At 44.4% G+C, this 13219-nt stretch carries 10 protein-coding genes; 7 read left to right on the top strand and 3 right to left on the bottom strand.

Going from position 1 to position 13219, the window contains the following annotated elements; all coding sequences use genetic code 11:
* The first annotated feature begins 26 nt into the window (after window positions 1-26).
* The 5 genes from ctpB to G4O42_RS16945 all read left to right on the top strand — a co-directional run bounded on the left by ctpB (window position 27) and on the right by G4O42_RS16945 (window position 5590).
* Window positions 27-1385 carry a carboxy-terminal processing protease CtpB gene (ctpB, locus tag G4O42_RS16965; protein ID WP_370465912.1) on the top strand — a complete coding sequence of 453 codons (1359 nt, stop codon included), beginning with the start codon at window positions 27-29 and terminating at the stop codon, window positions 1383-1385.
* A 372-nt stretch (window positions 1386-1757) separates the two neighbouring features.
* Window positions 1758-2111 (top strand): swarming motility protein SwrAA, encoded by a 354-nt coding sequence (gene swrA / locus G4O42_RS16960; RefSeq protein ID WP_014305920.1) that lies wholly within the window; start codon window positions 1758-1760, stop codon window positions 2109-2111.
* A 74-nt stretch (window positions 2112-2185) separates the two neighbouring features.
* Window positions 2186-3376, top strand: coding sequence for a cell division topological determinant MinJ (gene minJ / locus G4O42_RS16955; RefSeq protein ID WP_032876189.1), 1191 nt, complete (start codon window positions 2186-2188; stop codon window positions 3374-3376).
* A gap of 292 nt (window positions 3377-3668) precedes the next feature.
* Window positions 3669-4736 (top strand): DUF3810 domain-containing protein, encoded by a 1068-nt coding sequence (locus G4O42_RS16950; protein WP_032876952.1) that lies wholly within the window; start codon window positions 3669-3671, stop codon window positions 4734-4736.
* A gap of 50 nt (window positions 4737-4786) precedes the next feature.
* Window positions 4787-5590: a thioesterase II family protein gene (locus G4O42_RS16945; RefSeq protein ID WP_074534232.1), complete on the top strand. Its 804-nt coding sequence runs from the start codon at window positions 4787-4789 to the stop codon at window positions 5588-5590.
* 418 nt (window positions 5591-6008) lie between these two features.
* Here G4O42_RS16945 and G4O42_RS16940 read toward each other — a convergent pair whose 3' ends face one another.
* From G4O42_RS16940 to G4O42_RS16930, 3 genes are all read right to left on the bottom strand, one after another.
* Window positions 6009-7346, bottom strand: coding sequence for an MFS transporter (locus tag G4O42_RS16940; RefSeq protein WP_022553858.1), 1338 nt, complete (start codon window positions 7344-7346; stop codon window positions 6009-6011).
* Complete coding sequence (locus G4O42_RS16935) at window positions 7319-7942, bottom strand: TetR/AcrR family transcriptional regulator (protein WP_015240677.1); 624 nt, start codon at window positions 7940-7942, stop codon at window positions 7319-7321. The genes G4O42_RS16940 and G4O42_RS16935 overlap by 28 nt, the downstream gene beginning before the upstream one ends.
* 71 nt (window positions 7943-8013) lie before the next feature.
* Window positions 8014-10515, bottom strand: coding sequence for a PEP/pyruvate-binding domain-containing protein (locus G4O42_RS16930; protein WP_032876192.1), 2502 nt, complete (start codon window positions 10513-10515; stop codon window positions 8014-8016).
* Window positions 10516-10815: 300 nt separating this feature from the next.
* On the opposite strand from G4O42_RS16930, the gene G4O42_RS16925 reads away from it, so the two are divergent.
* Complete coding sequence (locus tag G4O42_RS16925) at window positions 10816-11052, top strand: CsbA family protein (protein ID WP_003151438.1); 237 nt, start codon at window positions 10816-10818, stop codon at window positions 11050-11052.
* A gap of 175 nt (window positions 11053-11227) precedes the next feature.
* The gene (uvrB, locus tag G4O42_RS16920) at window positions 11228-13213 is read left to right on the top strand and encodes an excinuclease ABC subunit UvrB (RefSeq protein ID WP_003151439.1); all 1986 of its coding nucleotides are present in this window, start codon (window positions 11228-11230) and stop codon (window positions 13211-13213) included.
* Window positions 13214-13219 lie beyond the last annotated feature (6 nt).

Genomic DNA, 13219 nt, shown 5'->3' with positions numbered 1-13219 from the left:
TCGCAGTGATAGCGGCCGTCAGCATCATGTGCGGCGGAGCTCATATTGCCGGGGCGGCACAGCCGAATTCAACAGACGCAGAAAGAAGCCGGGCAATGGAAAAAATCGAAAAAGCATATGAGCTGATCTCGAACGAATACGTGGAAAATGTAGATAAAGAAAAGCTTCTTGAAGGAGCGATTCAGGGGATGCTGTCTACATTAAACGACCCTTATTCCGTTTATATGGACAAGCAGACCGCTAAGCAGTTTTCCGATTCTCTTGATTCTTCTTTCGAAGGGATCGGCGCTGAAGTCGGTATGGAGGACAATAAAATCATTATCGTATCACCGTTTAAGCAATCTCCGGCGGAAAAAGCGGGACTCAAGCCGAATGATGAAATCATCAGCATAAACGGCGAGTCAATGAACGGGAAAGGTTTAAACGAAGCCGTGCTGAAAATCAGAGGAAAAAAAGGATCGAAGGTTTCTATTAAAATACAGCGTCCGGGTACTGAAAAACAGCTGTCATTCCGGATTAAAAGAGCGGAAATCCCGCTTGAAACCGTATTTGCTTCCCGCAAAGAATCAGGCGGTCATCATGTCGGCTACATCGGAATATCGACATTTTCCGAGCATACCGCCCAGGACTTCGCCGCGGCGCTGAAAAAGCTTGAAAAACAAGGGATTGACGGTCTCGTCCTTGATGTAAGAGGGAATCCCGGCGGCTACCTTCAAAGCGTCGAACAAATTTTAAAGCATTTCATCACAAAAGACATGCCGTATATCCAAATTGCGGAGCGTAACGGCGATAAAAAACAATATTTCTCAACCTTAAAACATAAGAAGCCGTATCCCGTCAATGTCATCACGGATAAAGGAAGCGCCTCCGCTTCAGAAATTCTTGCGGGTGCGTTAAAAGAAGCGGGACATTATGACGTTGTCGGTGACACTTCTTTCGGTAAAGGAACGGTTCAGCAGGCCGTGCCTATGGGAGACGGGAGCAACATTAAATTGACGCTTTACAAATGGCTGACACCGAAAGGCAATTGGATTCACAAAAAAGGCATTGCTCCGACAATCGCTGTGAGCCAGCCGGATTATTTTGCGGCGGGACCGCTTCAGCTGAAACAGCCGCTTCAGCCTGATATGAACAGCGCGGATGTCAAGCACGCTCAAATCCTGCTGAAAGGCCTAGGCTTCGATCCGGGCAGAGCAGACGGCTATTTCAGCAAAACAATGAAAAAAGCCGTTCTGGCGTTTCAAGACCGGTACAAGCTTGATAAAACAGCGGTCATTGATAAAAAGACAGCGGAAAAAATGAATCAGCTGATGAATGAACAGAAATCTGACGAAAAAAATGATTTACAGCTGCAAATGGCGTTAAAATCATTATTTGTAAAATAAATGAAAAGGAGGCGTTTTTTACGTCTCCTGTTTCTTTTGTCACACTCTAAAAATGAACTAAAAGACATATAATTATGTCGGTTTTGACAAGATATTAAAAAAATTTTCACATTTAAACATTTATAAAGGACAAACATTACCCGATATTTATAGAGAAGAGAGACTTTATGCCGAGTTAATATGTATTCAAAATGAAACTTTTGAAAGTTGCCTCAGTCAGTTTTAGTTCTTACAATAAAAGAAGGTTCTAATAGAGAACAGTTTTAGTTTGGCAGCTGCATTTCAGTATCGAAAGCAGAAGTGTTTGCGGCGCTTCAGCACGGCAGCTGTAATCACCCGTGCTTATCTGGATAAAAAAATGGGGGTTCACAATTGAAGAGGGCAAGTATTGTGCGTGAAAAGAAATATTATGAATTAGTGGAACAACTAAAAGACAGAACAAAAGACGTCACATTTTCATCAACAAAAGCACTAAGTCTTCTTATGCTGTTCAGCAGATACCTGGTCAATTACACAAATGTTGAATGCGTTCACGAAATTAATGAAGAGTGTGCAAAGCATTATTTCACTTACTTAATGAAAAACCATAAGCGTTTAGGAATCAATCTGACGGATATTAAACGGTCCATGCTTTTGATCAGCGGTGTAATCGAGGTGGAAGTCGACCACTATCTGAAAGATTTCTCTCTATCAAATGTGACGTTGTGGATGACGGAAGAGAGATAGACGTTTGAGATATTCAAGCCAATGATTATTTGGTAGAATAGAATTAAAATGTTTGGCTTGAGGCGGTGAAAGCAGTGTCTGTTCAATGGGGAATTGAACTTCTGAAAAGTATCGGTCTGTTTTTTTTGCACCCGATGTTCTGGTTTTTTATCATCATAAGTCTCGCATGCGGATATTTGCGGATCAAACGTGAACGCCATACGTTTCATACAAAAATCGCGGATATGTATGACGAGCTTATCTTTACATACATAAAAGGACTTATACCGGGTATTCTTCTCTCCGTATTATTTTTTGGACTGGGAATTTCGATTCCATTCGGTCTTCTCGGCATAATCGCGGCTGTGACGGCTTTGGCTTCGCTGACGTTCCGTATGAATTGGCTGTCCTCAGCTTATATTGTCAGCGCCGGCATGTTCATTGCGTTTATCCTTCAGTATACCCACACAGTGCCGTTTGCGGATCGGTTTCCGCAGGCATTCGGCGTGAATTGGGCATCGGCGGCCGTGTTTATGGGCCTTTTGATTATCACGGAGGGAGCGGCTGCCTGCCGTTCAGCGCATCTGAAAACATCTCCGGCGCTTGTCGTCAGCAGCAGAGGCCTGCCCATCGGCCGACAATTGGCGAATCGCGCATGGCTGCTTCCGCTTTTCTTATTGGTGCCGGGCAGCGGGCTTGAGTCACACCTTTCTTGGTGGCCTGTCTTTACCGTGCCGGGCGGCTCTTTCCATTTGATCTGGATTCCTTATATCGCCGGCTTCGGACAGCGTGTGCAGGGGTCACTTCCGGAAGTCAGCATAAGGATAACAGCGAAACGTGTCATGATTCTCGGGGTTATCGTGACCGCATTCGGGGCAGCGGCCCTTTGGTGGAGTCCGCTTGCCGGTGCTGCCGCTTGTATTGCGGTGCTCGGACGCCTGTTCTTATCATTGAGACAGCGGCTGAACGATAACGCGGCTCCGTTTTATTTCTCTAAGCGGGATCAGGGCTTAATGGTGCTCGGCATCATTCCGAATACGCCCGCGGAAGATCTTGAGCTGAAGATCGGTGAGATTATAACGAAAGTAAACGGCATTCCCGTAAAGCATGTATCGGATTTTTACGAAGCACTTCAAAAAAACCGCGCATTTGTAAAAATGGAGATCATCGGCCTGAATGGTGAGATCCGGTTTGATCAGCGCGCGTCCTATGAAGGCGAACATCATGAATTAGGTATTTTATTCGTGCAGGATGAACACGAGCACGAAGAAATGACAGCATTATAATGTGATTTTTCATAATTATTCGGAATAGTTTCAAGAACTCCTAAACTAGATTTCAAAATCAGCTATAAAAGTAAAACGGCTAAGAAAATTATATTTTCTTAGCTGTTTTATTTTGAAATAATAAAAAAATAAATGAAGGAGAGGTATGGCTTATTGGAAAGGTTATTGCTAACTCCAAAACCTTTAGAAGATGAATCTTTAGCAGGATATATATTAAGAATAACTGATTATAATGGTTATGTTGGATAGGGGGGAGTACATTATAAAAAAGCTTTTACTTAAGAGATTACCGTTGATTTCACTTGGAGTTATAGCTTACATACTGACAAAATACGCGCAGAACCATCAGGATTGGGCGGAAAAATACAGTAGGTCTGTATATCCGTTATTGTCAAAAATAGTAGGATTTGTACCTTCTTGGGTCAAGTTTTCTGTTAGTGAATGGCTCGTCGTGTTGGTTGTGTTACTTTTTCTATTTTATATCGTTTATTATGTGCGCAAGGTTATCATGAGTAAAGGTGTGCGTAGGATGGTAGTTTATCGTGGTGCTCTAGGAATCGTTACGATCTGTAGCGTGATATATTTTTGTTATACTATTTTGGGTGGGATAAACTATTACAGGTATTCTTTTTTGTCTTATACCGAATATAAAGAAGAGAACTACAGCAAGGAGGAACTGGTCAAATTGAGTAAGTCGCTTGCCGTTGAAATGGAATTGGCAAGGGAAAAGTTAGCGGACACTGATCTTTTGGCTCATGTACCAGAGGTTTTTGATTATTATGCACAACACGCAGTGTTCTCGATGCAAATGTTATCAAAGAAATATCCTGTTTTGGAGCATTCATATTCAACACCAAAACCAGTGGTGATGTCAAAACTAATGTCGCATGCAGGGATACATGGTATTTTTGTCCCTTTTACTTATGAATCCAATATCAATGTTAATGTGCCAGTTTTTTTGGTGCCTGCTACTATGGCGCATGAATTGGCACATCAGAGTGGTTTCATGCATGAGGATGAGGCTAATTTTATAGCTTACCTGGCATGTAAGCAGCAGGATGATCCAATGATACTATACAGTGGTTTATTTCTGGCATTTGATTATTCTATATCTGAGCTAAAGAAAGTGGATCCAGATAAGGCGTCTGATATAATGTCCAGTCTGTCCAAAGCGGTGCGGCATGATATAGAACAAAATGAGCAGTACCGGGATAAGTATGAGGGTGTTATTTCAAGTATTTCAAGAAATGTAAATGACGTATATCTGAAGGCAAATAATCAGACAGACGGTTTGAATAGCTATAGTGATATGGTGAATTTGTTGCTGGCAGAGCAGCGAGAGATAGAGAAGTACAATTAAATGTATCTTGAATACTTATAGGTTTATATAGTAATGATAGTGGGCTCAAGTTGAACATAGGAGTGAGTGAAATAAATAAAATAAAAGTATTTCCTATTCCATATGCTGGAGCCTCGGTAAATGCATATTATGAATGGAAAAAACTACTGCCGGATAGATATGAATTGTGTATATGTGAATTGGCTGGAAGAGGAACTCGATTCACAGAGCCTTGTTACCAGTCTGTTGGTGAAGCAAGTGAAGATATCGCCAAAAGAATAAGTGAACAATTAGAATATGACGATGAATATGTTATATTTGGACACAGCATGGGAGCCTTATTGACTTATGAGATATATTATAAACTTAAGCAAATGGGAACTAAGGAACCAAGGCATCTGTTTTTTTCTGGGCGAGATGCTCCACATATTTTTGAAAAGAGAGAAGACATTGAAAATATGACTAATGAAACTTTCTTGACAAAGGTGGAACAATATGGGGGAATACCAGAGGAGTTTTATACAAAAGAGATTATGGATATGTTTCTTCCGATTTTGCGAGCAGATTTTATAATTTTGGACAATTATAAGTTTCAGCCCAAAGCAGAAAAAATAAGTTGTGGAGTAAGCGTTTTTTATGCGGATAGCGATTTTTCGACTCATATCAATGAAATGCATAAATGGAGTGAAGTTGTTGAAGGAAACGTGAAATTTCATAAGTTTAAAGGAGAACATTTTTTTTTGAATCGGTATCCTAATGATATTGTAAATACTATTGTTAAAGATACAGAGACTCAAAATATTTACCAGGCCACCCACCTGGATCGCCTAGATTTTGGTTTAGACTTTCTTGTCCCAATCAAGTTCCAAAAATAAAAATTTAGACTTTCTTTTCTTTGTACAGTTTGAATGTGTTTTGAAATATTATATTTAAAATAAATTTTATCAGTCTGAGAATCCTTCAATGATTGTTACTTAATTTTGCTTAATTATAAAAGTAATATTCAATAATTGTTTTAGGTAGGTTTTAGTAAGGAGAATTATGAAAAAAATTAAGAAAAAACATTGGAAATAATAAGCTTTCAGTTTTATTAATTATGAAAAATCACATATAAAAAGCCCGGTGCCGCTAACAACACGGCGGCCGGGCTTTTTTTACGGCAGCGCCGAACTTGATCGGAATTCTCAGCCATTTACATTGCAACGGCATTGCGGTGACACTCTGAGAGAGAAAAATAAGAAGGAAAACTGGAAAAGGTTCCGGAAAGCGGGTGCTCACGGAACCTTTTTTTGTTTACGCCGAATGGCTTTTTTTCGTCTGAACGGTTTCCCCGGACTTGATACCAAGCGATACGAACAAGCCGATCACAGAAACTCCGATCAATATGATAAACAGAATATGAAACCCGGAGATTAAACCGATCAGTGCTGAAGAAATAATGCTTCCGAAATAACGGAAGGTGGAGAAAATCCCGGATGCGATGCCGGACATGCCCGGTTCTACCGTCGCAAGAGAAGATACCTGCATGCTCGTCAGCCCCGCACCTGACGCGATGCCTCCGACAATAAGCGATGCCATAAGAAACGGAACGGAATGGGAATAAACCAAAAGCAGAAATAAGAGATTGGCTACGGCCATCAGCCCGAAGGATAGAAAAATCATTCTTCGCGCGCCCCATTTCTGATGCAGCTGAGCTCCGCCCCAGTTGCTGGCGGACATGAAAACAGAAAAGACTGACAGCGCCATGCCGCTGTGCGACGTATTCATGCTGAAGTGGCCGGTCATAAAGAGCGGCATAATCAATAACACGGCGTACATCATTAAATTGCTTAATAGAACCGACAGATTGGCGCTCGTAAAGGTCGTGTTTTTAAACAGGTCAAAATCAATAATCGGATGTTTCGTGCGCAGCTCCCGCCTGAAAAATAGCGGAACAAATATGAGAATGAGCAGCGCGTACACCCAATAGCCCAAAGAGCTTTCATTTTTCGTCAGAAGAATAATAGATACAATGCTTCCGGCAAGCAAAACGGACCCGATGATATCAAGCGGAGCGTCAGACGTTTCTTCTTTATATTTAGGAAACATCACTAATGCCGTCACGAGTGCGATTGCAAGAAACGGAATGTTGACCCAAAAGATCGAATGCCAGCTGAAGCTCTCAATTAAAAGAGAGCCGATAAACGGACCGAGAGCCGCGCCCAGCCCGGCACCGAGGCCGAAAAAGCCGAATACTTTCGGAAGCCGTTTTTCAGACACGACATGGCGGATGATGGCGATGCTGTTTGGCGTAAGCAAAGCGCCGCCGGCAGCCTGAAGCGCCCGGAAGAAAATCAATAAGAAAAGACTTGGCGAGAGGGCGCACCCCAATGATGCGATGAGAAAAAGGCCGACGCCCCATAAATACATTTTTTTGTTTCCGTACATATCACCGAGTTTGCCGGCAATGGGCTGTGTCACGGCCATCACGATTAAATACACGGTCACTACCCATGTGATGCTGGCAATTGATTCGCTGAATGAGCGGGAAATGGATGAAAGGGCGACTGCGATCATCGTAGAATTGATGGGAACGAGTATGGCTCCCAGCAAAAGCGAAACGATCAGCGCCCATTCTTTCTTTGAACCCATCCTTCATCCTCCTTGGAGCCGGAAAATGACCGGCCGGTAATGCCTTTCATGAAAATCTCAGTGCTGTGTTTCAGCATCGTTTCCTCAGAGAGAGTAATGACTCTTTTCCCCAGCTGCAGCCGGTGTATAAAATAACCGAAAATCATCGTCATAAAGACGTCTGCATTAGCTTCTTCGCTGCCGGGGCTTATCATATTTTTCTTTGTCAGCTCCTTAAAGTAAACGATTAAATGCTTTTTCACGGATTGCGGATATACGACAATATCCTGCAGGACGTCTTCGAATAGTTCCGGTTCGCGCAGGCAGATGCGGAACACTTCTTTTTTTTGTTCCAATTGCTGAAGAAGGGTCGCGGCGAAATGAAGAAGATCCTCATACAGATCGCCTTCCGCCTTAGTGATCATGCTTTCCGGAACCGGCGTCTGCTGTTCAATCATGGCTTTCATTAATCCTTGTTTGTTTTTAAAATTACGGAAAATCGTTGCTTCGCTTACTTTTGCTTTTTCTGCGATTTCTTTTGTTGTCGCTGCGCGGTATCCTTTTTGGATGATCAGATTCATCGCGGCGTCAATAATTCTCTTGTTCGTCGTTCTCAACATGTTTCACCTCGCGTAAATACTGGCAGGACAAGTATACACCCGCCCTGGCCGTCAATAAAGAGGGAAACCTAGCATGAAGCGCGTTTGACAATCGTAATCTTGCCGTTTGTCCCGTCCACCGTGACGATATCTCCGTCGTTGAGCCTGTCAGTCGCGGCACGTGTGCCGAGAACGGCCGGGAGCCCGTATTCTCTCGCGATGATCGCCGCATGTGACAGGATGCCGCCCGTGTCCGTAATGACGGCCTTTGCATCCTGGAACAGACTGGTCCACAGCGGTGTCGTCATTTTGCAGACAAGAACGTCTCCTGTTGAAAAACGGGAAAATTCACTTGCGTCACGAATGACTTTCACCGGGCCGCTTGCGATTCCGCTTGACGCCGCAAGTCCGTAAATTTGATGTTCAGTGTTTTTTTCATCTTCTGTGATGGAGCCGGTAATCTGTTCAGCCGTTTTCAGCTGTTCCGAAGTCGGAGTCCCGAGATAAGCGGGGGCTTCAAGCAATTGATATTGCTGGAAGAGCTGTTTTCGTTGAGCGGCTTTTTCCTGCATCGGAACCGGCGACGCCAGCGCTTTCTCGACTTCATCGCTGTATAAGTACCACATATCCTCCCGATCATCGATTACGCCTTGTTTTTGAAGCAGCTCGCCGATTTTCAGAAGGCAGAGGCGCGCTTTGGCGTCCAGCATCGCATCAATATAAAAATGGTGATCATCTTTGATGATGGATGAAGACAATGTCCACTGATAATAGCGGTCAAACGTCTCCCGGAAGCCGTCATCTTCAATTCTATCCATAAAGTCGGTGTAGAGCTGTTTTCGTTTTTCTATCGTTTTATGAAACTCACTGTCAAAATCGTATCCGTTCCGGACATAGTTCTGAATGTTGGCCAAAGCGAAATAAGGGTTTTCCGCCCAAGTTTCTTCAATGAGATCATGACTTTTCACGGATCTCCAGCCGTATTCCTGTAAAAATTCACCGACTTGTTCGAGAAAGCGTTTTCCCTCATTTGATTGCAGAAGCGTCTGATGCAGCTCGTCGGCATGAGAAACCGTAAAGACGCGCCGCAGCTCAGGGCTGTCTTTTACTTGTCCGGAAAGCAGCCAGAGCTGTCTGTCGGTCTCCAATGACTTATTCATGACGCCTGCCAGCATTTCGTACAGAAGGGAGGTGTTTTCTTTCTCAACCTGTCCGTACATGGATTCCAGTATCATGTTTAACGCAACCTGCGGAAAGACAATATTGAAATGTTCTGCGTATCCTTTTAAATAGAAATCTTGCAGGTTTCGGAATGCATCAAGGGCAGTCTCCGGCGTATGGTCTGTATGCGCCAGTTCGTCCAGCTTTTGATAAAAAGGCAGAAAGGTTTCCTGAATAATATCGTACATGCGGTCAGCCAAGACGGGGAAAAGCGCTTCCAACTGTTCTGCGGGCAGCTTGTCGTCCGTCTTATGCTGTCTGGAAAAAACACGGCCCTGATGAAGTTTGACACGCTCGATTTCGATGCCCATTACAGGGAATGTCTTCGTGCTCTCTTTGAGGCCGTATTCCAAAGCCGGCACAATGAGTGAGGCGAATAACGGGCTGACGGGGCCTTCTATATTGGCCTCCATATTGAGCCAAAAATCTTTCTGATCCCGGGGCGTCATGATAAATTCCCGTTCTTCGTCTGCCGCTTTCTGATCCTGCACGATCGTTGTAATCGGTCTGGCCTGAAGCAGATACAGCTTATTTTCGGCAAATCCGAATTCGAGATCCACGGGATAACCGTACAGTTCTTCCGTCTTTATCGTCAGCATGGCAAGCTCTTTGACGCTCTCGTCATCAAGGCAGAAGCGGTTTCTCATGTCAGCGGACGTCTCTTTTTCCGTCACGCCTTCGTCTTTAGAAACGATATACATTTCTTTTAAGCCGATTTCTTTTTCAATCTGAAATGTGTCTTTATTGACGATAAATGTGTCGGGCGTCACGCTGCCGGAGACGATTGCTTCTCCGAGACCGTAGCTCGCGCTGATCATCAGCTCTCCGTCATCATGTGTGACCGGGTTGCGGCTGAAAATGACTCCTGAAACCTCGGAATTGATAAGCCCTTGCACGACAACGCCCATTAACGGTTCTGCGGTGTCATTGTTCATTTTCTCTTTATAACCGCTGACCCGCGCCGAGAAGAAGGAAGCCCAGCATTCTTTCACTTTTCCGAGAAACTCTTCTTCTGTTTTGATATTTAAATAGGTTTCGTACTGGCCCGCGAAAGAAGCCCCTTCAAGATCTTCGGACGCGGAGGAGGAACGTACGGCGACAGAGGCGTATGATTCTCTCAATTCATAAAACGACGCGGTCAGTTCCTCCCGAAGCTCTTTTGAAAACGTGCCGTTCATAATGGCGCGCTCCATCTGTTCCTGATCTGCTTGAAGCCCGTTGTCTTCCATAAAACGTGTCAGGGCATTCGTCTGAATGATGAAACCGCCGGGAACGGGCAGCCCGTTTTTCGTCAGTTTAATCAGGTTCATTCCTTTTGCTCCTGCAGAGCGGCTCGATTCTTCCGCTTTTTGAAATCGCACTGAATACATGCGGTATGACCCCCTTTTTTTCTTCATCCAAGAAAATGATAGTAAACACTATCATTACATTGTAAAGAGGGAGGAAGAAACTGTCAAAGATACAAAGACCTAAACCTTCTCATCCTTTCGGCTGAAGAAAGGTAATTCGATTCATCTGGTTAATGGTTCAATGGATTTATATTCACAATTTTTTTGACAGATGATTGAAGACTGCTGAAAAAGGGTATTGTGATAGCAGGGGAACGATTGTCCGATTCTTCATTTTTTACTATAATCAGATGAGATGAAGAATTCCCGAGGAGGGTTTTTGTGATTACAAAAGCCGTTTTTGCATTATGTTTCCCTTTTATGCTGGTCGTCCTTTTTACGCGCGTCACGTTTAACCACTATGTGGCGATCGCTCTCACAGCCGCACTGCTTTTCGCATCCTATTTAAAGGGTTATACCGAAACGTATTTTATCGTTGGATTGGATGTCGTATCGCTGGTGGCCGGAGGGCTGTACATGGCCAAAAAAGAAGCAGACAAAAAGAAAGACAATGCCTGACATGGTGAATATGAAATAGAATGCCTGCTTTTACGCCATAAAAGCAGGTTTTTTATACAAAAATTGACTTGGTAAAAACAAACCATCGAACTTTAGTTCGTATTTTTAGTGATTTTGCCCGTCATTGTGTTACTATATCAATAGGAAGATTTCGTAAAGAAACGGAGGCTTTTTTGTGAAAGATCGTTTTGAGTTAGTCTCGAAATATCAGCCCCAGGGAGATCAGCCGCAAGCGATTGAGAAGCTTGTCAAAGGCATACAGGAAGGCAGAAAACACCAGACTCTCCTGGGTGCGACAGGGACGGGCAAAACCTTTACCGTGTCCAATCTGATTAAAGAAGTGAATAAACCGACACTGGTCATTGCCCATAACAAAACCCTAGCCGGACAGCTGTACAGCGAGTTTAAGGAGTTTTTCCCGAACAACGCTGTCGAATATTTTGTCAGCTATTACGATTACTATCAGCCGGAGGCGTACGTGCCTCAAACGGATACTTTTATAGAGAAAGACGCAAGCATTAATGATGAAATTGATAAACTGAGACACTCCGCGACATCCTCTCTGTTTGAACGGAGAGATGTCATTATTATTGCGAGTGTGTCATGCATATACGGTCTCGGTTCACCTGAAGAATACCGGGAGATGGTTGTGTCGCTCAGACCGGAAATGGAAATTGAGCGGAACGAGCTGCTGAGAAAGCTTGTGGATATCCAGTATGCCCGCAATGATATCGACTTTCAGCGCGGGACGTTCCGCGTGCGCGGAGACGTTGTGGAAATCTTTCCGGCTTCCCGTGATGAACATTGTATCAGAGTGGAATTTTTCGGAGATGAAATTGAGCGGATCAGAGAGGTCGACGCTTTGACCGGAGAAATTCTCGGCGACCGTGACCATGTCGCAATTTTCCCGGCTTCCCACTTCGTCACCCGGGCGGAAAAGATGGAAAAAGCGATTCTGAATATTGAACAGGAGCTTGAGGAGCGCTTGAAAGTGATGCACGAAAACGGCAAGCTCCTTGAAGCGCAGCGGCTTGAGCAGCGGACGAGATATGATCTTGAAATGATGCGGGAAATGGGTTTTTGCTCAGGGATCGAGAACTATTCAAGACATTTGACACTCCGTCCGCCGGGCTCTACGCCGTATACGCTGCTTGATTATTTTCCGGACGATTTTATGATTGTCGTTGATGAATCACATGTGACGATTCCGCAGGTGCGCGGCATGTTCAACGGTGACCAGGCGAGAAAACAGGTGCTTGTCGATCACGGGTTCCGCCTGCCGTCAGCGCTTGACAACCGTCCGCTCCGATTCGAGGAATTTGAGAAACACATGCACAATATCGTGTACGTGTCGGCGACTCCAGGACCGTATGAAATTGAGCATACGCCGGAAATGATCGAGCAGATCATCAGACCGACGGGACTCCTCGATCCCCTCATTGACGTCCGTCCGATCGAAGGACAGATTGATGATCTGATCGGCGAGATTCAGGCGAGAATTGAACGGAATGAGCGCGTTCTTGTGACGACTTTAACGAAAAAAATGTCAGAGGATCTGACCGATTATCTCAAGGAAATCGGCATCAAGGTCAATTATCTGCATTCCGAGATTAAGACGCTTGAACGGATTGAAATCATCCGTGACCTCCGCCTCGGAAAACATGATGTGTTAATCGGCATCAACCTGCTGAGGGAAGGGCTTGATATTCCGGAAGTGTCACTTGTCGCCATTCTCGATGCGGATAAAGAAGGCTTCCTCCGTTCCGAACGTTCGCTGATTCAGACGATCGGACGGGCGGCACGAAACGCGGAAGGCCGCGTCATCATGTATGCCGATAAAATCACGAATTCGATGGAAATCGCGATTAATGAAACGAAGCGCCGCCGGGAACAGCAGGAGCGCTTTAACGAAATTCACGGCATTACGCCGCAAACGATCAATAAGGAAATCCGCGATGTGATCCGCGCGACGCAGGCCGCTGAGGATAAAGAAGAATATAAAACAAAAGCCGCGCCTAAACTGGCGAAGATGACGAAGAAAGAACGCCAGAAAGTCGTTGAGCAAATGGAGCACGAAATGAAAGAAGCGGCCAGAGCGCTTGATTTCGAGCGGGCGGCAGAGCTTCGTGATTTACTGTTAGAGCTTAAAGCGGAAGGATGATGAACA

The sequence above is a fragment of the Bacillus sp. LUNF1 genome (assembly GCF_011008975.1).
GTDB classification, from domain to species: domain Bacteria; phylum Bacillota; class Bacilli; order Bacillales; family Bacillaceae; genus Bacillus; species Bacillus velezensis.
This window is presented reverse-complemented; position numbering and strand designations above follow the sequence as displayed.

Coding starts and splice junctions, on each gene's coding strand:
- G4O42_RS16940 (WP_022553858.1), bottom strand. CDS start 7,346: ATGGGTTCAAAGAAAGAATGGGCGCTGATCGTTTCGCTTTTGCTGGGA.
- G4O42_RS16930 (WP_032876192.1), bottom strand. CDS start 10,515: ATGTATTCAGTGCGATTTCAAAAAGCGGAAGAATCGAGCCGCTCTGCA.
- ctpB (WP_370465912.1), top strand. CDS start 27: ATGTGCGGCGGAGCTCATATTGCCGGGGCGGCACAGCCGAATTCAACA.